Annotated in this window: 18 protein-coding genes; 2 read left to right on the top strand and 16 right to left on the bottom strand. The window is 59.3% G+C overall.

Going from position 1 to position 22,972, the window contains the following annotated elements; all coding sequences use genetic code 11:
* Positions 1 to 110: 110 nt before the first annotated feature.
* On the top strand, positions 111 to 1,802 hold the full coding sequence (locus ACJH6I_RS18395) for a DUF4012 domain-containing protein (RefSeq protein WP_135356797.1): 1,692 nt from the start codon (positions 111 to 113) through the stop codon (positions 1,800 to 1,802).
* 74 nt (positions 1,803 to 1,876) lie between these two features.
* Here the strand turns inward: ACJH6I_RS18395 and ACJH6I_RS18390 are convergent, their stop codons facing one another.
* The 10 genes from ACJH6I_RS18390 to ACJH6I_RS18345 all read right to left on the bottom strand — a co-directional run bounded on the left by ACJH6I_RS18390 (position 1,877) and on the right by ACJH6I_RS18345 (position 13,265).
* Positions 1,877 to 2,863: an endonuclease/exonuclease/phosphatase family protein gene (locus ACJH6I_RS18390; RefSeq protein WP_406784368.1), complete on the bottom strand. Its 987-nt coding sequence runs from the start codon at positions 2,861 to 2,863 to the stop codon at positions 1,877 to 1,879.
* 75 nt (positions 2,864 to 2,938) lie between these two features.
* Positions 2,939 to 3,781, bottom strand: a complete 843-nt coding sequence (locus ACJH6I_RS18385) for a class I SAM-dependent methyltransferase (RefSeq protein ID WP_406784367.1) — start codon at positions 3,779 to 3,781, stop codon at positions 2,939 to 2,941.
* A gap of 48 nt (positions 3,782 to 3,829) precedes the next feature.
* On the bottom strand, positions 3,830 to 4,309 hold the full coding sequence (locus tag ACJH6I_RS18380) for a hypothetical protein (RefSeq protein WP_406784366.1): 480 nt from the start codon (positions 4,307 to 4,309) through the stop codon (positions 3,830 to 3,832).
* 125 nt (positions 4,310 to 4,434) lie between these two features.
* Positions 4,435 to 5,700, bottom strand: coding sequence for a hypothetical protein (locus ACJH6I_RS18375; protein WP_406784365.1), 1,266 nt, complete (start codon positions 5,698 to 5,700; stop codon positions 4,435 to 4,437).
* A 42-nt stretch (positions 5,701 to 5,742) separates the two neighbouring features.
* Positions 5,743 to 7,062 carry a Wzz/FepE/Etk N-terminal domain-containing protein gene (locus ACJH6I_RS18370; RefSeq protein ID WP_406784364.1) on the bottom strand — a complete coding sequence of 440 codons (1,320 nt, stop codon included), beginning with the start codon at positions 7,060 to 7,062 and terminating at the stop codon, positions 5,743 to 5,745.
* Positions 7,059 to 8,420 (bottom strand): hypothetical protein, encoded by a 1,362-nt coding sequence (locus ACJH6I_RS18365; RefSeq protein ID WP_135356787.1) that lies wholly within the window; start codon positions 8,418 to 8,420, stop codon positions 7,059 to 7,061. The genes ACJH6I_RS18370 and ACJH6I_RS18365 overlap by 4 nt, the downstream gene beginning before the upstream one ends.
* Positions 8,421 to 8,443: 23 nt before the next feature.
* Positions 8,444 to 9,220 carry an SGNH/GDSL hydrolase family protein gene (locus ACJH6I_RS18360; protein WP_406784363.1) on the bottom strand — a complete coding sequence of 259 codons (777 nt, stop codon included), beginning with the start codon at positions 9,218 to 9,220 and terminating at the stop codon, positions 8,444 to 8,446.
* On the bottom strand, positions 9,217 to 10,539 hold the full coding sequence (locus ACJH6I_RS18355) for an oligosaccharide repeat unit polymerase (protein WP_406784362.1): 1,323 nt from the start codon (positions 10,537 to 10,539) through the stop codon (positions 9,217 to 9,219). Before ACJH6I_RS18355 ends, ACJH6I_RS18360 begins: the two co-directional genes overlap by 4 nt.
* 332 nt (positions 10,540 to 10,871) lie before the next feature.
* The gene (locus tag ACJH6I_RS18350) at positions 10,872 to 12,392 is read right to left on the bottom strand and encodes a glycoside hydrolase family 71 protein (RefSeq protein ID WP_406784361.1); all 1,521 of its coding nucleotides are present in this window, start codon (positions 12,390 to 12,392) and stop codon (positions 10,872 to 10,874) included.
* Between the two features lie 72 nt (positions 12,393 to 12,464).
* Positions 12,465 to 13,265, bottom strand: a complete 801-nt coding sequence (locus ACJH6I_RS18345) for an FkbM family methyltransferase (RefSeq protein ID WP_209841184.1) — start codon at positions 13,263 to 13,265, stop codon at positions 12,465 to 12,467.
* A gap of 453 nt (positions 13,266 to 13,718) precedes the next feature.
* Between ACJH6I_RS18345 and ACJH6I_RS18340 the strand changes: the two genes are divergently transcribed.
* On the top strand, positions 13,719 to 14,633 hold the full coding sequence (locus ACJH6I_RS18340) for a glycosyltransferase family 4 protein (RefSeq protein ID WP_406784360.1): 915 nt from the start codon (positions 13,719 to 13,721) through the stop codon (positions 14,631 to 14,633).
* A 13-nt stretch (positions 14,634 to 14,646) separates the two neighbouring features.
* Here ACJH6I_RS18340 and ACJH6I_RS18335 read toward each other — a convergent pair whose 3' ends face one another.
* The 6 genes from ACJH6I_RS18335 to ACJH6I_RS18310 form a co-directional block, all read right to left on the bottom strand.
* Entirely contained in the window at positions 14,647 to 15,612 is a 966-nt protein-coding gene (locus ACJH6I_RS18335; RefSeq protein WP_135357706.1) for an NAD(P)-dependent oxidoreductase, read from the bottom strand.
* A 97-nt stretch (positions 15,613 to 15,709) separates the two neighbouring features.
* Complete coding sequence (locus ACJH6I_RS18330; protein ID WP_406784359.1) at positions 15,710 to 16,453, bottom strand: methyltransferase domain-containing protein; 744 nt, start codon at positions 16,451 to 16,453, stop codon at positions 15,710 to 15,712.
* 66 nt (positions 16,454 to 16,519) lie between these two features.
* Entirely contained in the window at positions 16,520 to 17,734 is a 1,215-nt protein-coding gene (locus tag ACJH6I_RS18325; RefSeq protein ID WP_135357708.1) for a putative sugar O-methyltransferase, read from the bottom strand.
* 216 nt (positions 17,735 to 17,950) lie between these two features.
* A complete protein-coding gene (locus tag ACJH6I_RS18320; RefSeq protein ID WP_406784358.1) occupies positions 17,951 to 19,165 on the bottom strand; it encodes an acyltransferase family protein in 1,215 nt (404 codons plus the stop codon).
* 617 nt (positions 19,166 to 19,782) lie between these two features.
* A complete protein-coding gene (locus tag ACJH6I_RS18315; protein ID WP_406784357.1) occupies positions 19,783 to 21,297 on the bottom strand; it encodes a sugar transferase in 1,515 nt (504 codons plus the stop codon).
* Positions 21,298 to 21,363: 66 nt separating this feature from the next.
* Positions 21,364 to 22,623: a WcaI family glycosyltransferase gene (locus ACJH6I_RS18310; RefSeq protein WP_135357711.1), complete on the bottom strand. Its 1,260-nt coding sequence runs from the start codon at positions 22,621 to 22,623 to the stop codon at positions 21,364 to 21,366.
* Between the last annotated feature and the right edge of the window lie 349 nt (positions 22,624 to 22,972).

The raw sequence follows: 22,972 nt of genomic DNA, 5'->3' as shown, positions 1-22,972 counted from the left end.
ACCGCTCGGTCGAGGATGTCGCGAATGAACCCGAAAACAGGAACTGGTTACGACGACATCGTCGCGCCCTTATCCTGACGGCGTTACCTCTCGGCTTGCTACTAGGCCTCATGGGTTGGTTGGCATTCGAAGCCCTCTCGGCCAAACAAGATTTGCAGCAAGCACGTTCAGAGGCGTTGCAGGCAAAGGAAGCCCTGTCAAAAGGCCAGGCAGACGCAGCTGTGCGCCACGCCGACGCCGTGCACTCTCACGCCCAGAGAGCCAGCGATGCCACCGAGTCGATCCCTTGGTCGTTAGCTGCCACGCTGCCGTGGCTTGGCAGTCCTTTCGAAGCCGGCCAGCAGATGTCGAAGGTGGTCCTCGGATTCGCTGACGACGTTTTGGGGCCTGCCGCGCGCATCGGACTGGCACTGTCGCCAGACAAGTTGTTCAGTGGCAGTCGCCTTGACGTGCACATGCTTCGGAACGAGGAACCCGCACTCACGAAATTGTCGGACGAAGCCAAGCGACTTGACGCCGAGGCCGCAGCCATCCCGAAGCCCGCGTACCTCTCCGAAGTTTCCGACGCTCGGGCCAAGTTACAAACTCAAATCTCCAGCGTCGCTAAAATTCTGGACACTACAGCGCTCGCTGCGCGGATAGCGCCGCAACTGATGGGTGCGGATGGGCCCATCAGCTATTTCATGGGTTTCCAGACGAATGCAGAGGCGCGCGGCACAGGCGGTATCACGGGCGGTTTTGGCATCTTGCATTTCGATAACGGCGCGCCAACCGTCAGCACTCTCGGCCCTGACGACGATCTTTCCGCCCGATTCGAGCCAATCGACCTTGGGCCCGAGTACTCCGCTGGATATGCCTGGGCCAACGCCAGTACCGATATTCGCAATAGCAATCTGAGTTCACACTTTCCATACGCGGCACAGATATGGAGATCGATGTGGGCACAGAAATCGGGTACGAACGTCGACGGCGCAATCGCCATCGACCCCGTCGCACTGAGTTACATCCTCGGCGCTATCGGCAACGTCACGATGCCGGATGGTGAAGAAATCACCAAAGACAACGTCGTCGAGTTGACTGAGTCGACCGCGTATAGCCGCTTTCCTTTGGACCAACGTGCTCGCAAACAGTTTCTGCAGGACATTGCCGCGCAAATAGTGAAGAAAATGACCCATTCCATACGCTCTCCTCATGAATTATTGACTGCCCTAGGAAGAGCCGTAGGCGAACGCAGGATCGCTGTCTGGAGTGCCTCCGAGGCATCCCAAAAGCTGCTGGAGCAGACTCCCCTGGCACATGAGATTCCAGATGACGCAGCCCCTTACGCTGAAGTCGTTGTCAACAACCTGGCCGGAAATAAGATGGACTACTACCTGAAGAGAGAGATCACCTACACGGCAGATCAATGCGGCGAGGCCACTCGGAACTCCACCGTTACTTTGAAGTTGACTAATGGCGCACCAGACGCGTTGCTGCCGGATTATGTTGCAGGTACCGGCGGTCTCAGTCCCAACGTGAACCTCAAGATACCGAAGGGTTCAATGCTGACTTCCGTCCGACTGATCGCGACGAAAGATGCGCAAATACAAACCGTGTTCGCGAATGGCCAACTAGCACCGGTCTTCACCGGCATGGAGCGCGGGCATCCGACGTTCGAGATCCAGGTGGTCATCCCCCCAAGGCAGTCGGGTGTTCTGACCTTTCACCTGTCCGAGCCGACAACCCCAGGTGCCGCAAGGGTTCCGATTCAGCCACTTATCGACCAAGTCGTACCCGAAGTGCGCGTACCCGAGTGCCATTAGCTCTCGGGAGGGTGACGCGCCTCAAATGCACAAGCCGCCAGCGACGACCACAGTTGCCAGCTGAACCAGAAACACTACGGCACAGTAGATTCCGCCGGAACGGCGACAGAGACCAACAGAGCTCGGTGATCTGAACCCGGTACATCCACCGTCCGGAAAGAGACCGCAGGCGCCATGCGCGTCAGCACATGGTCGATTTCGATCACTGGGGGCATCCACGTACGGTTGGAAGGAAAGGTCGGCGCGAAGCCGGCTCGTGTCTGTTCGGCGGCGTCACGATAGCCGTCTGTAAGCAGGTCACGAAACTGGCGCATGTCTACCGTACTGTTGAAATCACCCGCCACGATCACCGCAGCTGAGCCCGCACTCCCAGCGAGCAGCGAGAGCTGAGCCCGCGTGGCGTCGATGTGCCGTCTCCATTCGCCAATCGAGCTGGGCCCAAAGGCGATCGGAGAAATCACGTGCACGCTGGCGACCACCACGTCCTGGCGCACGCCGGCGATCCGCATACGCGCCGACGCGCCGGTGGTGCGGCTGTTCGCCCACACGAATTCGCTTAGCGGATAGCGACTCCAGAGGCCGATACCCTCGGCAAGCGGCGCCGGTTTGAGGACCGAGAATGGAAAGTTCTCATCAATACCCGCCGCACGGAACCGAACGAGTTCCTCGGGTGTCAGTTCCGATACACAGATCACATCGGCGGACTCCGCCGCGAGCTTGACCAGAAATGGCGCATCGGCGTCGCCATCGTGGACATTCGAGGACAGCACCCTGAGTTGTGTATGCCGTCCAGCACTTTCTGGAAGCCCAAGGCAGTACCAAGGCACCTGTATCGCGAGAGCCAACGCCAGTACCACAGTGGAGGCTACGGATGCCAGGACCTGCCGGTGGATCGCCGCGATCGTGAGGCTCGACAACAGCACCAGGGGTGTGTAAGGCGTGGCTATGGCCACTACGAGTTGAGCGATGTTAGCAATCGGAGTAAAACGCGCGATCAAACTCACGATGGCGACCAGCAGCCCAATTACCCCCAGGCCAGACAGCACTGCACTACGACTCATCGAATTCGAGAGCCACGTTGGCCGGACGACACGCACCGCGGAAGTCGCCGACGAGCATTCAATGACGGTCCCAACTCACTCCGGCTTGATTGCGGAAGAGCGGTAGCCACTGGCGACCACACCGAATGTGTTATGAGGAAGCAGCTTCTCGCCAATAGCCTGAAGATACGACGACTGAGTGGAGAAGTAGGTATCGAACTCGACCGACTCGAATCGATCACCGAGCAGATCGCCTAGTGCCTTATCATCCACGCCTTGGCGCACAACGTGATACTCGACAAGGTCTGAAGGCTCCGACTCGGAGTAAACGCCCCGCAGCCGGCGCCACCGGGTCCTCAGGCCTCTGCGAAACTCACCTTGAGTCAGTCGCCAGGCGAGGTACGAGCCCGACGACGCCACTCTCGCCCAGCGCGTTTGGCGTGGATACCAGACGGGGTCCTGGAAGGTGACAATCACCCCGCCGGGATGGAGGACCTCGTCGCACAGCCTCTCAATGACACCGAAGTAGTCGGGGATGTGGTGGATCACAGAGATCAACAGAATGACATCGTACTGTCTCTGTCCGTCGAAAGGAGCGTTGCCGTCCGCGTCGTAGACAACCTTGACATCCGCCACACCGCTGAACTTCGCGGAAAGATAGTCGTAGCTAGCCCGCGACATTTCGGTCACAGTCACCGCGCCACCCGCTGCAAGAGCGACGTCAGTAAACGAACCGTGTCCTGCTCCGATCTCCAGGACCGCGCATGTGCCTTTTCGCTGTACGACCCGCCTGACGACAGCCTCGATTCGCTCATCGATTCGTTTCCGAAGGGCTGCATGTCTCAGGTGAGGACTGCCGATCGTGTAGTCGTGGCCATGCCCATGAGCGATATCCTGCGAACGCTCGACAACGCCACGTTGTTGGCCGCCTTCCGCCACTTGGTTCTCCCCTACTCCGACGAGTCGGCGACAGGAACTACTCGGTACTCACGATGTCAACTGAAAAGTGCACTTACCCTTGTACTTCTCGCACAAGGTCACACAGTTGGCGTGGATCTGCGCACTGGTATTGCAGTATTCGGGGTTCGCGTTCAACGCGTCGATAGTGTCCAACCGCTGCTTTTCCGCCTTCCCCACTTCACTGTTCAACGAGTTCCCTGGCGTTCCTGCCGCAGCGAGTGGACCATTACAATTCAGATCGAGCTGGTACTGCACCCCGACGTACTTCCCGGTTCCGTCTTTCATCACCGCTTTCTTCCAGTGTGCAACGAGGCATTCGTCTCGAGCTAAGCGATCGCCCGAAACAGAAGAGACGACCACCTTCGCGTTTTTGTCTTTGGCCAGCGCTGCGGATGCGTCCTTGTACGTCATACCCTGAAGCGGATCATCTGCGCCCGCAACTCCGGGCACGGTCAGGAGAAACGCGGCAACCGAGAGCGCGAAAACATTTGGGACAATGGATCTCACCCTGCAATTCCCTCTGTCCGTAGCCGTGCCAAACTGTCTCCCGCAGCGTGTCAGCGAAACATACCGCCTTTCGCCTCCCCCTGCGCCGGAAACGGCGAAACCTACCGTTCAGCTCGTCCGTGCAATCACGGGTAGCGTCGATAGATGATGGCGGCCGGAAGCATGAACGCCACGAGATTTGCGACCGCAGAACCGATGAACGCAAAAATCAAGCTCATGTCTGGGCCGCCAACCAGATAGCCCAGTCCGTAGCCGACTGCGGTTACTAGGACAACACCCGCCCGGCCCCACGTCGCAGTCGAATGATGTCCCAACAGACGCATGACAATGGTGTCAGGGTATGTCCAAGCGGCTGTCAACAGATAGCTACCAGCAAGCAGTACGCCAATCATCATCGAATGATTGTCCGCGCCCCGGAAACTGAAGTCCGTGGCAATCAGCGCAACGAGAACAACTGCGATGGTAAACAAACAGAACAGTGCGAGGATCGCAGCTAGCCTGCGTGCTTGCCGAATCAAATCCGAAGGATTCGCATGGGACTTCTGTGTTGCTCCATCCGCCATCAAGTTCATCGCCGACGCCCAGATCACCAGGTTTATCGGACCGAGCAAAGACTGCGCCATTCGTATGCCGCCGATGAAGCCCGAATGTCCCATGCCCCCCAGCACTAGTAGCGGGATCGTCGATACGAGTTGCGCCAGCACGAAATCAGCCAGCTGTGATGACGCCGATCGCCGGAAGCTCCGTGGTGACAAATGCGTGGCGACCCGCGGAAGACGAACTGCCAAGTACGCGACCGTGCTCACATACGTGAGGCAGACGAACAGGTAGAACACCTTTGGGTCGGTCGTGAACCACAGGATCGGATAGCCGAGCGGAGTGACCACCAACCTGATCGCGTCTCCGTTTGCGACGCTCCGCCGTTCGTCCAGTGCCATTCCGCGCAGGCGCAACCATTCCGTCATCACCGGGAACAAGGTCGCGACCGAAAGCGTTGCCAGCCAAGCACGGTCGTGAATACCCAGCACCGCGATGGCGATCAGGAATGCGGTTCCTGCGCAGAGCGCGCCTATCAAGGCGATTCGGACGTGAATATGCGCCTCGGGATTGTTGCGTGTTTCCACCAACGCAGGTTGAAAGAGGTAGGACCGAGTTGCACCGCTACAAAATTGCAGGGCAAGCACGAGCAGCGAGAAGGTCGTGAACTGGCCGGGCAGCATCGCCGATGCCGCCATGACCATGCCCAGCGCGCCCGAGGCACTCGAGAAAACCTGAGCAAGAAACAGCGGCTGCGCCGCCCTCGTCACGAGATTGCGACCTGAGGTCGCCCGAGCGAGCCGCAACGTACCTACTACGGCCACACGCGTGGCGCGCGCCGGTTTGACCGGCATGTCGGCTCACGGTGTAATGCGGTACGACACATCGGAATCGATTCACCGCACATCGGTCAGCACGGCTCCGATCACGTTAACGCCGACGCTACGCAAGGCGTCTGCGGCCGCGGACAGCTGTTCCTTTTGTATTTTGCCCTGCGGCACGACAAACAGGACCCCATCACATACGCGCCCGATGTCAATCGCATCCACGACACTGAGTAGCCCCGGAGTATCGCAGAGCACGACGTCGTGGCTACTTCGCAACTCGGTGAACAGTTTTGCCAGTGCGTCCGTTGCCAGCGCGTCGCTCCCCGAATTCGACGGCGCTCCCGCCAAGAGCACATCGACACCCGTATCAGGAATCTGAAGCAGTGCATCAGCCGTGGACACGTCACCGGTCAGCACCGCGCAAAGACTACTGCCCTCGCTGCCGGCACTGGAACGGGTCGAAGTGAGCTCACCGAGATAACCGCCGAGGCGCGGTTCGCGCATATCGCCTTCGACAAGGACCACCTGGCGTCCGACTCGGTCCATGACTACCGCCAGGTTGGCTGCGGTGGCTGTGGTCGCCATGGTCGACTCAGCCGCTACAAGAGCGATCGCGCGCGGCGGCGAGTCAACGGTCGCGTAGAGGAGTTTGGCCCGCAGTTTGCGAATCGCCTCCCCGTACGCGGTGGCTTCTGTGTCAGCGACGTTCAACTTTCGGTTGCCAGAACTTGGTTCACGAGGTAGTTCGGCTAGGACCGGTGACTTGAGCACGTCGGAGACTTCTTTCGAAGTTCGTACGCCACGATCGAGGAATCGCAGCACATAGGAGACCAGTAAGCCCAGGACTACACCTACCCCAAGACCGGCGAGACCGTACAGCGTGGCATTCGGCGATGTGGGTGACGTCGGCGGCGCTGCCCTCTCGACAACGGTGACGACCGCACTCGGGTACTTCGCCCCCTTGGGTGTTTCCAGCTGACTCACGTATAGCGCGAACTCGTTCGTGAACATATTCGCGATATCGCTTGCACCCGACGGTGTGCGAGCTGTCGCCGACAGCCTCATGAGAACCGTCTTGGGCACCGGCGTAGCGGAGATCTTGGCCGACAACTCCTCGGGCGACATGTCCAGACCGAGGTCCTTGATCGTTCTGGTCGCGATATCGCGATTCTGGATGAGCCGCGAATACGTCAATGTGCGCTGTTGTGAGAACAAATCGAGGTTGTACGCGGCCGCAGAGTCGGGACTCACCGCCGACCCGACGAAAAGGGTCGCGGTCGCTGTATAGGCCTTCGGTGTCGCTGCCGCCAAAGCGAGGCCACCGGCCAAACCGATCACTGCCAGTAGGCCGATCGGCCACCACCGTCGCGCAAGTCCTCGCACCTTCACCGACCGGTCCCTTCACGTGATTGAAAAGCAGAAGCACTATCGAGCGCGTGAACGCTTCTGAACGAATTCGCGATCGATATCGATCCGAGCAGTCTGACCTTCTTGTCCCGCAGGACGCGCAGCCCGGATTCGATATCACCCTTGGCCAATGCCGTCTCAGGTACGACGAGAACAACCGAGTCAATGCAGCCTGATATCGGCGTGCACGGGATCAGCTCGAACAATCGTGGTACGTCGAGAATGACGACATCGAAGGACTCCCGCAGTTCGCCAACGATCGTCTGAAATCGCTCGGACGCCACGATCGGGGCGACACTGTCAAGGTCGGCTCGGGGAAGACAGTACAGATTGTCATTGTCCGTGCGTAAAAGTGCGTCGTCTACCGGAGACGTACCAACGATCAAGTCCGCGAGCCCGATCTCTGAAGACTTACTGTGTACCGACCGCGTCGGTGTGGGGTTGTTGCCCGACTCCTCACCCGCAAGCGGCCGACCCAACACCAAGACGGCCCGCGAACCGGCCCTCGCGCACGCGGACGCTAAGCCCGCCGCCACGAAAGAGCTTGTCTCGGAACCATTCTCGGAGGTGACGGCGAGAACTCGATCGCCGGCCCGGTCCGTTTCGACTGCCAGTTTCCGCAATACGTCGGTCCATTGCCATTTTGCGCTGTTCGTCGGAGACGGGTCCACCGAACGCGAACCCGAGGAACCCTGATCAACGACGACCACGCCCAGGACGGGCCTGCGTGTGATCCGTTCGAGCTCATTGGTGTCGAGCCGCCGCCAATGAAGGAACGCCGCAGCAGTCACTCCCGCCAGGAAACCCATCGAGGTGCCGAACAGCAGGTAGACGATGATGTTGGGCGAACTCGGCTTCGACGGGGTCTGCGCCGAGTTGGTCACGACAGGCTCCACGACGGGAATGACCTGTCCCGAACGACTCTCGAGAGAACGAATGTCGGCCGCCAGCTCGGCGGTAACGGCGTCGGTGAGAATTTTCGCGTCTTCCGGCGAACTCGCGCTCACTGCAAGGTCGATCATCACCGTATCCGGCGGAGTCCAAGCGGTAGTGGCAGCGGCCAGTTTCTCCGGCGCAAGATCGATCCCCAGCTTCTGCACCACACGACGAGCGAGATCGACGCGTGACGCTAGCCGCACATAGCTGCGAGCCCGTTGCTGTGCGAAGCCGTCTGCGAGAAAGGGGCTGTCTGGCGGAAGGCTGATATTACCGAATCGCGGGGTGGACAAGAACAACTCCGATGTGGCGGTGAACATTGTCCTAGCAGAAAGCGAAAGCGCAAGGGCGACCGCAACGCCGACCAACGTAAAGATCGCGATCACCGCCCAGTTCCTGAGCATCCAGAGGGCATACGACCAAGGAGTCATTGCGGCGGTGCCTCCCCAGCCATGCGTCCATGCGATTGCAGGAACTCAGCAAGCTTTCTGCCAACGAAAGTGTGGCCGGACTGATTCGGATGGCGATTGTCGTCCATGGACGACGTAGATACGTCGACACCGGTGAACCATCCCTCAGCAACCGGGTCAATACACATGGCACCAACGACTTCAGTACGCTCACAGATGATGGATGCCGTCGCGGCGTAGGTCGGATCCTGTTCCGGCGCCATGACCCAGGGAGCGATCACCACGATCTCGGCTTGGGGCCAGGATTGTTTCACCTCACGTAGGTACGATTCGACCGCGCCGCCGAATACCTCCGGTTCGGCCGGAATATCATTTCGACCCGCGTCGACTATGACGATATCTGGGGCGTTGTACACTTCTTTGTCTGTCGGCAGTCGGTCGATCAAAGGCCGATTCGCGCTCGAGTAATTCTGCCCATTGCTGAGAAATCCAGTGCCAGTTTGGGCATCGACATTGCAATTCAATTTGAATGTGTCGCACACGACATAAGGATATGTGTAGTACCCTCGCCCCCACGCTAGGAAGTCATCTCCGACAAACAGCGCAGTCCGCCATGACGAGGTCTCCATTGGCGCCTGGATGTCCGTGCGGTCTGTCGCGCGATGTAACGCTGAAACGGAATGGCCAGCTCGCGACAACTTGACCCAATTCAACACACCTAACACGACCACCACAGCTAATGCCACAATAACCAGAAGGGGCAATGCCCGCTTTCTCCGCTGCTGAATAATCACCGCACGCCACTCCTTCTCCAGCGGGTCACGAAGGCCGAACAAGCGATCAGCACGAAAAGAAAACCCATCGCTTGGAGTAACGAGCCCCTGATCAGCAATCCGAAGTAAAAGGGTGCTATACAGCCGAGCACACCGGGTGCGCGAGCGCGGCGAAGGCTAATCTCAATCCGGTTGTCCAGAGATCGCATGGCCACGCCCAGGATGAACATCCCTACGACGAGCAGAGCCCAACCACCGTTTATGTATAACTCCGACCAGATGGGTGCGCCAAGATTCTGGAAAGTATATCCGCGACTGGCAGCTACGAGTTCAGTCGTGTCAACCGGCTTATCGGGCCAAAATCTCCGCGGGTACCAGAACAGCACAACGCCCGCGGCTTGCCTGCCATCGGTGATTCCATATCTATTGACGTAAAGCAAAGTGTTATTGATTTCGGCGAAGCTCGAGAAATCCGGAGTGATCAGACCTTCGATCGGAGTGCTGGATTTGAAGGCCGGATCCGGCGTCCTAAAATAGTCCGCAAGCGGGAAAACGAAAATGAGTGCAAGAACCCAGATTACTGCGGTAACGCGGAAGAGCTTCTGGCTAGCGAACACGCCGAATACAGCAGCTATCGCCATCGCGGCTACGCCAAAGTAGGTTCTCGGACTAGTGAACGGATTCAGCATTGTCAACGCGAGGCACAATGCGACACATACCGTCAGGAGCAATATCGGCCATCCCCGATGCTGGGCCTGCATCCTGCACTTGATCAGCGCAATGAACGCGACAAGAAGACCGCCGCCGGCGATCAGTGGTGTGGCCAACGGCGCGAAGCTACCCTGGCCCCATACCGCAGCCACGGCGTCGAGCCACTCATAGCGACTCGTGAAGAAGGTACCGAGGCCAACCTTGGCCACGTAATAAGCGCACACGACTAAGGCGAATAGCGCAAACAATATGGTACGCAGCGGATGCACGCCGTCAACTGTGAAGCCCAATCTCCGAGAGCCGCGTCCCTCGAATGAAACCGAGAGTCCGGCCAGCGTTACGACGATCCCCAAGATGACGAGCAACATTGCCGGCTGATTGAGCGTGGTGTCGATCCGCGGGGCAGTTCCCGGAGTTCTCTGCGTCCTCAGTTGCACTAGCGGGGCAAGGCCGAGAAACACATAGACGAACACCCAAAAAGTAAGTTCGTACAGACGCCGTAGCCCCATGGCCACGATCCACATATACCTGGTGCCGGCGATGGTGGTGACGACCAATGCGAGAAGCCACGATGAACCGACTGGAGTCGGCGTCACTACGGACAGAATCAATGGCAACAGAACGACCATTCCGACGCCGCCCCATACTGCCAGAGTCCACGAACCGACGGTTTGTTGAGCTCCGTCGGAGCCATCTGCCGCAGAGCCACTCCCGCGGTTAACGAGGTCGGCTGCGGGAGTCTGCACCACTAGCCGTGGCCTCCACCGGAACGACGCCAAGCAGCCCGATCATCGCTACAAGTACGCCAATGGCCGTGGCCGCAGGCCAAGCTCACGTGACCCCCTTTGGATGACGTTTCCACGGGAGTCTAGCAATCCCGTTGTCGGTTTTTTCTGGAATCTGCGGCGCGCGGGTTACCGCGACCGCCCTCGCCGGCACTTGACAACATCGCCAACAAAAGTCAAGGCACATGCGCCGGAGGTTCCGGATGATCTCGACTACTACTGGTGAAGTAATACTGAAGATCTTGAGTCGCGCGCCTGGACCCGACGGGGAATTTACTCACGACGTGCGCTATCACGCGGTCACCGACGCGCGCCTGCGCGTTGATGTGTCCGAATGCGAGGGGGAATGTTCTCGCGCTGACGCCGGCAGGCGCGTCATAGCTGTAATGATTGTCGCCAACAGCCACGGTTATTGTCGCTGGCTCCTTCAGAAAGGACAGGATCTCGAAGGCGTCCCGCGCCGGTGCCGAGAACGGGCCTAGGGTCATGACCTTTGTCTGGTTCGTCGGGATCAAGCCGAACGGCTGCACTCTGTGCGACACGTAGAGGACATCTCGGACTATAGATGGCGCAAACCCTTGCTTGAATTGGGTCAAGTAGTACGAGTTGATATCGAGTGGGCTCCATCCGATATGGGTGGACGGGCTGATCTGGGTATTCTCGGTGTAATCGTTCCACGTCGCGATCTGGACCCAGTCCGCACCCTCGATCGCTGCCGACCAAGTGTCGCGAAGGTTGTCCGTGTTGTTCGCCTCCCAGTAGATCCCTGCGCTCGGGCGATTGTCCTGGACAGCAACGGGCTGCATCCAGATTTTGCCCTTGTTATGCGCGTCGTCGCGGAATCCACCCAACTCGGATGCCCTCATGCCGGGGTTTCCACCCGCGCTGCTGCGAGGACCCCAATTCGACATTCCAAAACTTAGCGGAGCAAAAGCCGTAGCATTGGCCTTGTAGTCCAGAAACGTCGGCACAAACGCGACCGGAATGCGGTATACGCTCTCGAGAATCGTGATGAAATTTTGCCACCAGTTCACACCTTGAATCTCGGGCGCGAAAGGGGAGACGACCAACCGGCCATCGGGGAGCCTGAACAGAGCCGCGTCATTCGCGATACTTGCGATCTTGGCGGTCAGTCTATCGACATCTTCCGTTGACGGGTGACCGGCACCCACATCGGGCATCAACATGATTTTGAATTTTGGGTCGGCCAGTTTCGCCGCCTCGAGAAGAAGGTGCAGCCTGTCCCAAAGAACACCATCTGTCGTGAGCAGGTCGTAAATGAATCCGTCGAGTCCAGCGTTGGACGCCCGTTCGACTTCGGTCCTCATGTCGTTGAGTTGCCAGTCCGGAGACGGGTCGATGGCCCGAGGCAGCGGCCGTTCCCGGAGCAGCGCGCCCTCGGGAGCGTAATTACTGTTCTCACCATTGAGGTTCAGATACTGCTCGGTGTAGTAGTCGACACCGCTGTCGAGATTGTCGAACGACAAGGGGAAGACCGGCGTATACACCGCGAACACTTTCTTGTCCGAGGCTTTGAGGACCTGTTGAGTTAATTCGTCGAATGGCAGTGCGGTGTCCCGGTTCCGCAGCCGACTGCTGGTATCGACCACGCCCGATACCCCGACCACGACCACAATGCAGACGATGGCGCAGACAACGTCGAACTTCGAGAATATTCGCGCTCGGCCCTCACTCATCGCGCAACATCATGGCCCAGTGCTGCAATCCACGGCCTTGCACCGAAACTCCCGTCGAACACTCTCGTCGGATTACACGCGCTCGTAAAGAAAATCACCCTGCAGCCAGCGCCCAGACCCATCCGTTGTGGATATCCGGCCAGATATCAGGCGGAACCCGCGACCCTCGAGATATTGCGAGACCTCCGGAAAGAGCGCCTGGCCCTCGTACAACTCCACGAATGAGGCCTCGACGAGTACCTGATCGAGGGATCGAAGGGTGTTCTCTGCGCCGTGAAGTACCGGTAGCTCATACCCTTGTACATCGATTTTCAGCAATGCCGGGCGAGCCAGCTCACGGGCGGCGAGAACACTGTCGAGCGTCCGCACCGAGGCACGGATAGTGCCGACTTCCTCTGTACCGGGAAACATTTCGACTTGGAGTCCACCGATAGGAAGGAGCGAGGAAGAGTCGGCCCGAGCACTGACGTGGATGTCGATCTCGCTCTCGGCGTCACCGAGCGCGAACTCAGATACTTCCACCCGATCCGTTCCGCCAAAGAGCTTCACCATGTCTCGCCTGGCGTCGGGGAGCGGCTCGAACGCAAGGATTTTCGCACGGGGAAACCTTGACAGGGAGTACAGCGCGAACTGTCCGCGATTCGCGCCCACGTCTAACACCGTTCGCGTGTCACGGCGTAAGGGCAGAGCATCGTGCTCAACCGTGGCGGCAACGGCAGACCGAAGGCCGCGTCGCCATTCCGCCTGCGACGATAGGGCGCCGAGCTTGCGCGCCTTGCGGGCTGCCTCCCGGATTCTGCCGCTCACCCCGCTCGCCGAACTCATCGAACGTTCCAGACCGACGTTGTGGCACACGAGATGCCGGTTAAACAACGCGCACAGTGTGGCGATGCCCCACAGTCTATTGGGTGGGTCCCGAAGCGCATGGGTGTCTTTCTGTCTATGCCGTCGAGGCCAGTCCTGCCCTCGCAGAAGCCAACATACGGGTTAGCACGACGGGTGGTACGAGAATCGCCGCGGTTTCCGCGGCCGCAGGCCGGAATCGGCGGTAAGGTGCGGTCGGCACAGTGATCAACACCGGGCAGCCCGCCCGGCCGTGTCATGACGCAGCCCCCTCGTCGAACCGTAAGCAGACTCATGAGCCATGTTCAGGTAGTGATGATGGGTGCTTTCCCGCCCCCCGTCGGTGGAGCAGCACTCATCAATGCGCGTGTACACGACGACTTGATGGCCGTTGGCGCGGGGGTAGCGCGAGTGGATCTAGCTGGTCCGTCCTTGGCGCACAGCCGCGGACTGGCGTACCACGCCCGGCGAGCGTTGCGGAACATGCTCGGCCTCATTCGTGCGCGTAAGTTGGCAACCCGCGACACGACGTTGTACATCGTTCCGGATGCCGGACTGGGTGCTTGGTACACCCGCGCACACATGACCGCCGCAGCCCGACGATTCGGCGCTGTCGTCATTCATCACCACTCCTGCCGCTATATCGAGGAGTACGACAGCGCGATCGCGGCAGTGACGACAGTCGCGAGGGACATTGCGACTCATGTATTCCTCACCGACGGAATGGCAGAAGCATTTCGACGTCAGTACGGAGACATTGCGTTTCGCGTTGTGACGAATGCGGGATTCGTGACCGCGGAAGCCGTGCGCTCATCGGGGCCCCGACTCGGCGGTCCAATACGGATCGGTCACTTGAGCAACCTCTGTGCTGATAAGGGATTCTTCGTCGCCGCAGACACATTCGATGCAGTGCGCGCGGCGGGCTTCGACGCCACTCTCGAGCTAGCGGGGCCGATTCTCGAGCAGGCAGTACAAGAGAGAATCGATGCATTGGTGGCGGAGCACGGCGAAGCGGTGCGGTATCGGGGGGAACTCGCCGGCCAAGCCAAGCTCGACTTCTATCGCAATATCGATCTCTTCGTCTTCCCTACCGCCTTCAAGCAGGAGGCCGCTCCTCTCGTCATCTACGAGGCGCTTGCGGCAGGCACAGCGGTGATCGCAACCGATCGGGGCTTGATTGCCGAAATCGTCCCCGAGTTCGGCGGCGCAGTATGCGAGCGCGACGGTCCTTTCGCCGAATGCGTCCTCACCTATCTGAACAGCGAAAGCTGGACGGAGGAAGCGCGAGCGGGCCGGGCAGCCGCCATCAAAGAATGGATGCGGAATCAGTGCGCCATATCGACGGCTCAGCGCGAATCGCTTATCAGCCAACTCGCCAGCCGTCCTGGCCGGGGCTGATTTCCCTCTACTATCACCGCTGCGATCGAAGCCAATCGATCGTTCTGCTCGTTCCCTCCTCGAGCGAGAACGGGAGCGGGCCCGCCACCGCCTCCGTGGCGGACATGTCGAAGGTCATGTCCGTCGTGAGGTTATTCAGCCGGAAACTCGTCATGGGGAAGCGGACTCCGATTCTCGCCAGCCCATCCCCTAGGACACTGGCGGCACGCAGCAAGGGGAACGGTACGTCGCGAATCGGTCCTGATCCCCACTCATCCGCGATGCGCGCCGCCCAATCGGCGACGAGCACCGGCTCGTAGTCCGCAAGCCAGAAAGTCTCACCATGCACGTTCTCTTTCGGGGCCTCTAACATCTTCTGTAACTGGTATACGGAGTTTTCCACGTAGCCGTAACCCTTAAACGCTGGACGCCTGGATGGATTCACGTACCACCCCCGTTCGACCATTTCGAAGAAATTACGGTAGGGCTCGCCGAACCAGGGCCCCCATATACCCGTCGGCCTAACAATGGTCCATGTACCTAGGTCATCGCTCGCGGCGCGCACAAGGTCTTCGCCTTTGGCCTTGCTAACACCGTAAAGAGTAGACGCGTGGTAATCGGTCTCACTCCGAGGCACGTAGCCGATATCGAACACCAAGCGGGTGGACGCAAAAATGCTACGTTTCACCCCTCCTGTGACTCGCACCGCATTGATGACGTTCTGGACGCCGGCGATGTTCGCATCAAAGTGCGCTAAGCCTTTGCGTTCTTCTAGCTCGGCGTGGGCAGCGAAATGCAGAACCGCTTCGGGGCGAAAATCATCGAACACCCTGCCAAGAGCATTGCTATCCATGATGTCGACGTTTCGGTAGACGTCGCGATGTGTGTCAATCTTGGGCGCCGCGATGTCGATACCGAGCACGGGACGCCCTTGCTGCAGGAAGGCCTCTACGATATTGGTCCCGATGAATCCAGATGCACCCGTGACAAGTGTTCGCATGCCGCGACGCTACAGCAAGCTAGCACCGTTGAGGCGCGACCTCAGGCATGTTCCAGGTGACACCGACGGCGTTCGCGGGGAGCGGTGTTCAAGGCCGCTACATCGTCTTTGTGATGTAGACGTGCAGCGTCGGCTGAAGTGCCGCAGGAAGGTGTTTGTTCAACCATTTGATGGCCGCATAAACGACTGGATTCCCGAGGTGGTACGCCGGTTCGGCCGACCAGGAGGTCACGGTGACGGCTGCATTCTCGGCGAACAGCTTGTGAAGTGCTCGTGACGTATTCATGCGGTACCGGGTGGGAAAGACGTCTTCGGCCTTTCGCCATGGCTGGATACTGGTAAGAGCTCTGACATGCGTGCGATTGGGCATCAGCGTCGCGCCGATTGCAATGTAGCCGTAGCGGTTTGGCGTCGTGGCGGCTATTAGACCGCCCGGTTTCACAACACGCAGCAATTCCCTGGCGACATGTTCGGGATTGTCGATGTGTTCGAAGACGTATCGCGAGACGACGACGTCGAACCAATCATTCGGGTACGGCAGGTCGGCGCCGGGTTCCACGACTTCGGCGTGGTCCAGGTACGGATTGTCGAGCACAGCCCTATCGACATCGCATCCCTCAACGTGTGCGCATCGTCCTTTGAAGGTGGCAAGACCCCGTCGGAAGTCGTTATCGTCATCGACCAGAAGTTCTCCTCGGCCGGCCCCGAAATCTAGCACGTTATCGGTAGGGCGCAGGACCGATGCGATCTGAGTAAAGAACGCCACGGTGCCATCGACATGACTGAATCCACTTATTCTAGACTCGGGGTAAAATCTGCGAATAAGTGAGTTGTTATCCATTGATTTACTCCTCTTATCATCGACCGCGCTGGCAGAGCGAGATTAAGCAGCAGATACGGTACGGCTTCACGTCGCGATTCTTTGGTAAAGATACTGGTACTGGGTGAAGGCACGATCTTCTGGTAAGCCGTGTACTCGTGGTTTCTTGAATACTCGTTTGAATTTAGCTGGGTTCGGTACAAGTTCAGATCCGATAATGTTCGTCGAAGTGGAGCCGTCCGGATTCGTGAATGTAAACACGATGTCGTGATTGTCATGGAGAAAGTACTTGCGGCACGTGCGTTCGATCACGGATAGATATGCGCGCGACGACGTCCCATCCATCTCCGAAAAGCTGCACGAATTGTAGAACAGGTCAATCGACGAATCCGGTAATTGACTGACGGCGAAATGTGGAAAAACGGCGATATCGTACTCTTCGTCCTCAGCGACAGATACCGGTCCCTCGCCGTACAGGCGCACCCGGCGGTCCGGCAGTGCAGCGAGCAGGAAGTACCCGCTTAGCACTGCGACCTCGGGGATGTCGAACACAAGGTACTTCGCTATCGAATCGCCACCTATCCGAACGGCTTGGTAGGGCTGCCCGCCGACGCCTGCGCCAATCTCTACGCAGACTGCGTTACTCACATCTGTCAGCAGATCACGCATTTCCACGGCGTGGTAGGCGTGACGAAGCGTGTCAATCGAGATCACACGGTCACCAACCAGGACGCCCACCTGGTTGCCGATGTTGGGGAATTCAACGTTCTGCGGATCGAATCCCAAGTTCGCCAACATGTTTCGATATCGCGACCAAACGTACTTGATGTACATAGGCCCTAGCGGCGACCGATAGCGGACGTAAGTGTCGTAACCGCCGATGCCGGCCGTGCAACGTTCTCGGAAGACATTTTCGAGGAGCTCACTGAGTGCACCCAGATCGTCATCCTGAAGTGCCTCTATGAGCTTCTCGTAGTGAACGGATATCCATTCGGCCCAAATACCTCGCACCGCGAATGGTTCATCCGCGTCACCCTGTGCAGACTTCGCCGCCCTGTAGGCCGCCACTATTCGCTTGAGGTGGTCCGGATCGGCGCGGTGTTCGCGCGGATTGCCACGGTGGTCGGCAAATCCGTCGCCGACGTTCAGTCGCTGATCTTCGCGTGACAGCCGGGCGTACCCCACTAGCGTCTCAATCGGGCGCATGACGCTGATCACCAGAAAGCGTCTGGTCCGCGTCGTCAATGATCCATTGGCCCGCGCAGCGCGTATCTTTTTGCGGTAGTGATCAATACGATTCATCTATTCTTCCGATCCCAAGGCACATCAGGAATTCCTAGCAGAAATACCGGACCACCGCTCAGGAAAGTCCGAGATTCACGTTCCCACTCAGGGCCATCCCTCCGGCCGGAACGCTTGCCGGCTTCGTTACACGCAGCAAACAAAGAACTCGATAACTTGTCGAATTTGCCGCGACGGACGCAATGGACAAGAGTCACGGTGCGCCCCAATGAGCGGTTATAGGTCACGGCCAATGGTGGCTGCCTCCGGCAAAAGCCGAGTCGCCCGCTTCAATCTCCGACGCTCCACGAATCGGGCAATCGCTCGTCGGGCGGGTTCTTCGACAAGATAGTAGGCCGCAATGGCGAGCACAAAACACGTGACGAGGTAGAAGCCAAGCAGACCGAGCCGGGTCACCAGCGAATCTCCGGCATAGGCATCCCAGCGAAAGGCCTTACTAACCGCGGCGAACACGACGAAATGCACCATGTAGAGCGAGTATGAGATTTTCCCGCCGAAGACGACCGGTCGCGTCGACAACAGCCAAGCGACGGGGCCTCGCGCGCTTGCGCAGGCCACGACGAGTAAGGCCGCCATCGGGGCCAACAGCAGCATCAGGCTACTGCGGTGAGGCAGAAGCCATAAACCCACGACGATCAGTACGACGATGCTGAAGGCCAAGGCATCCCAGCCCAGCGATCGAGGTTCGCCCGCCAACGACCAGGCCTTCCATAGCATGGCGCCGGCGACGAATTCGGTCGCGATGCGCAGCAGCGCCATCGTCGGCGATGTCATCAGAGGGTTAACGAAATGATTCGCCACCATGGCAGCGGTGCCAACAACGAGCCACGCGGTCGTCGCGAACAACGCAGAACGCACGCGTGTCAATCGTGCCAGCAGCCCGGCGGTAAGCGGAAACGTCACGTAGGCCAATGCCTCGGCGGACACGGACCAGGCGGGCGGATTCCATGCCGGGATGCCAGGCGCCGCCTGAAGGAGCAACAAGTTGCCGAAGAAAGTAAACGGTGTGTAGTTGGTCGCGGAGTTCAGTTGCACCTTCGCCACGGCGGCTGCGCTGACGAGGGCCGCCATGGCCAGAAACGTCGTTATGTACACCGGGTAGATGCGGGCAAACCGTTTGAGCAGATAGTCGGCGTAACTGCCACCGGTCCGAAGCCGCTCAGCGTACATGTAACTGATGATGAAGCCGCTCAATGGAAAGAAGATCTCAATGCCAAGGCTGCCGCCTGCAATCCACCAGTCGAGTGGCATCACACCCGGAAACAACCCGTAAATTGCAAATCGAAAGTGCTCGATCAGCACCCACGCCGCGGCGAAACCACGAATGCCAACCAGAGATTCGATTATTGGTGGTCGGGTCACTTTGGTCGGTTCGTGAATCGTAACCACGGCCATCGCCCCCCAGGTGCTGAGTCCAGCAAATGCTGGCATGGAATCCGTTGAAATAGAAGGTCATCGACAGCCAGGGATCGTTCATCCCGCGTATCGATGACCTCTACCGCCGAACGACTCACAGGCGCCATCTGGCGGTGACGGTCGTGAGCCGAGCTGCGATCCGAGGTGTGCGCCGCCCGCGGGCCATCCCGATGCACCAAGATTCGCAGGCATGAATTGCTGCTCGGGGCTGCACTGTCGCGCACATAACCTGCGATCGGCAGCCAGCAATCTGACCCGGTCAACCAGCGCATCAGGATCTCCACCTTTAACTGCCTCCGATGCAGCCCCTACCTTCCTCCTGAATGCACCTGGAGCTAGAGCCGGCCCCAGGGCACATCCGTCGTGGTCACTGGTGGTATTTACCATAACGTCATTGCGGTTGTCTTGGCCGGTTTTGAGTGAGGACATTCGCGTGCCGTATGCACTGCTCGTGTTCACGCTCGACGGACATAGCCGGTACTCAAGCGCGCAGTTGCTGCAGGTTCTGGCGGTACCACTCGACAGTGGAGGCTCGGTTGTGTCCCGGCGGGTTTCACCGGTTTACCCCGATCGCCATGAACTCACCCGATAGCTCCGAAGATGTTAAGCGCCAGCGGAATCCGCTTGCCGCATCAATACGCACCCTCGCCACGTGCCACGGCGGTGATGGTCTTGAGGATGATCCCGAGATCGGTGACCATCGACCAGTTGTCGACGTATGACAGATCGAGCCGTACTGACTTGTCCCAGGAGAGGTTCGACCGGCCGCTGATCTGCCAGAGGCCAGTCACTCCCGGTTTGACCAGAAGCTTCCTCCTGACATCTCCGTTGTAGGTCTCGACCTCGCGGCGCAGCGGTGGCCTGGGCCCGACGACGCTCATGTCCTGCTTCAGCACATTGAGGAATTGTGGAAGTTCGTCGATGCTGTAGCGACGCAGTACCCGTCCCACCGATGTGACACGGGGATCCTGTCGCATCTTGAACATCACACCGCCATCGATTTCGTTCGATGACAGGTACTCCTCCAGGCGTGCGTCTGCGTCAACCACCATGCTGCGGAACTTGATCATGGTGAAAGGCTTACCGTCCAAGCCAATTCGTTCCGCTCGGTAGAACACCGGGCCCCTACTCGTCATCTTGATGGCAAGCGCGGCAAGCAAGAAGACCGGCGACGTCCCGATCAACGCTGCGAGGGCGAACCCGAAATCAAAAGCCTTCTTCTGGAAACGCTTGGCACCGCGGTACTGCGGTTTCTCGACGTGCAGCAGGGGCATACCCGCCACGGGCGCCATCGCAAGACGCGCTCCGGCGACATCGAGCAGCCCTGGAGACACTACTAGGTCGACATCGGATGCCTCGAGACGCCAGGTGAGCCGCTGGATACCGGTGCAACCGAAATGTTCTGCGTCGGTAAGGGCGACAGTATCGGCAGGACAGTTGTCGCCCAGCGCGTCAAGCGCGTCATTCTCGTCACCGAGAACCGGTATCACAGTGTCGCCGATCGTGATGACATCGCCGCGCGCATCCGCGTCGCCGGGTATACCGGCACCGATCACGACGTAGCCGTCACCGGGATCGTTCATGAGTGCGCCGGCCAGGACCGCGACCGCTTCCCTGTCGCCGATCGCGAGAACCGAAGTCTGACAATCGCCGGCCAGTCGGCGGGCGCGTACCTGTCGCCGCCACAACTGGCGTCCTGCCAGCAGTCCACACGTACCCAGCGGGAAGGCTAAAGCCAGATAACCCCGCGCAATTTCCGCTCGCGTGAGCAAGGACACAATCGCGAGTGCACCGAATGTCCAGAAGGACGCCGCAGCGACTCGGCGATATTCTTCGATCCCTCGTCCCAGAATGGGAGCCGAACGGGCGTGATACAGGCTCAAGGCGCCGAGCCAGATGCCCGCCAACAGCACGGAGTAACCCGTGAAATACATCGCGGTCACCGGGGCGTTAAGGCTCTCTCGCCCGAATCGGACCCATTGCGCCAAGAACAGGGCCAAGACGACCGTCGCGGTATCTGTGACTAGCACGCGCCGGGCAAGAGACGGCTGCCACACCGCGCGTGAATTGACTTGTCGTGGAGTCGAATTCAGCACGCGGGTGCGCGTATTCGGAAGTCGCGTGAGCGCGAACGTCGAGAGCGTCATCGACAACTCCACATATTCAACTCCCCGATGCCCTGTGGTACTGCAGTAAGTTGAACGGACTACGCCTCACCCAGCCGCGGCGCTGATGAGCCGGTGACGCCGCGGTCCGCTCATCAGTGCTCCGCACCACGACTCATATGCATCGATCGCCGCTTCAGGCTGCAGAGTGCGGCGGGCGAACTCCTGGCCGGCCGCGCCGAGTTGAGCGCGAAGCGCGGGGTCCGCTGCGAGCATCTCGATTCCGTGTACCAGAGCCTCGGGATCACCCCCGTTGACCACGACGCCACCCGACGACGACTTCACCTCGCATGCCGTGGCGCTTCGCGCGGCTGTGGCCGCCAGAACCGGCTTGCCTGCAGCGAAATACGATGTCAGCTTGCTCGGCACCGCCATCTCGGCAATGCCCGGCAGTTCGTTGACCAACAGGATATCTGCCGCGCTCAACATCGCGCCAAATTTCTCATCAGACACCGGCGGGATGAACTGCACCGTGGGCACGTCGCAAGCCATCTCCTGCAACGCCGCCCGACGATTACCGTCGCCGACAAGGACAAAATGGGGCGACCGGTGCGCCGCTTGCTGATGCACCAGGCGACCGGCCGATATCACCGACTCCAAACCCTGCTTAACACCCATGTTCCCCGCGTGCATGACGATGACGTCGTCGTCGCGCCAGCCGAATTCGCGCCGGATATCGGCAGCACGATGGGCGGTGACGTTGTTGTCCACATGACTCCAGTTACGGATAACCGTAGTCTTCTCCCCGCTGATACCCAACTTTTGTACCGACTGAGCGAACCGGTCATGAATCACACTGACACCATTGGCGTTTCGCAGCACGGCAGCTTCAAGTTGTGTCGTGAGCTTGGCTCCACGGCCACCCATCTGAGCTGTTTCGACGACAGCGTGGCTATAGATGTCCTGGACGATCACTCCCGCCGGGATCCGGGCCGCACGTGCCTTGGCGACAACAGCGGCCGCGGACAGCAACGCGGGACTCACCGCGATAACGACATTCGGGCGGTCCCAATGATTCGCCATGACCATTCGAGAAAATGACAATTCCATGCGTACCCGCGCGCCGGGAGTCAGCTGGCCAGGCACGTAGTGCGGCACACGTTGGACCGCGACATTGCGGATGATGGCTGTTTCGCCGCGGCTACCCCGGTACTCGTCGGCGACCCGCCACGCTGGATAGTGCGGCAACCCCGTCAACACCTTCACGTCATGGCCTCTGGCTGCCAATCCCTCTGCCAAACCCGTGGTATACGGCGCGATGCCGGTCGTTTCGGGCCAGTAGTTGAGACCAACAATGAGAATCTTCATAGGAGCCGCTTTCGGAGCGTCATAACACCACAGAAATCAACACGCATCTGTAACACGCAGTGTTGCAGTAGCTCTCACCACTGAACACCCGTTTGCTCGAACACCGTTGCCACGGCAACCAACCACCACTCGATGAACGAAAACGAGTGTCACGCTGTGCGCGAACGCGGATGCCGCGTGAGCGTGAACATCGAAAGCGTCACTTACATCTCGGCAGTGATTTCCGCTGGGCTTGCATGCTACTCACAAGCCACCGTCACTGGCCGGCGTTGGGGTCTGCTGCACGATCAGGTGACAGTTTCGGTCACGCGGCCTGACTGGCCGGTGTGGTCATGATTGCTTCGAATTC

This window comes from Mycobacterium sp. SMC-13, from assembly GCF_045311035.1.
Taxonomy (GTDB): domain Bacteria; phylum Actinomycetota; class Actinomycetes; order Mycobacteriales; family Mycobacteriaceae; genus Mycobacterium.
Note: the sequence above shows the minus strand (reverse complement) of the source record. Positions and strands in the feature narration are given on the sequence as shown.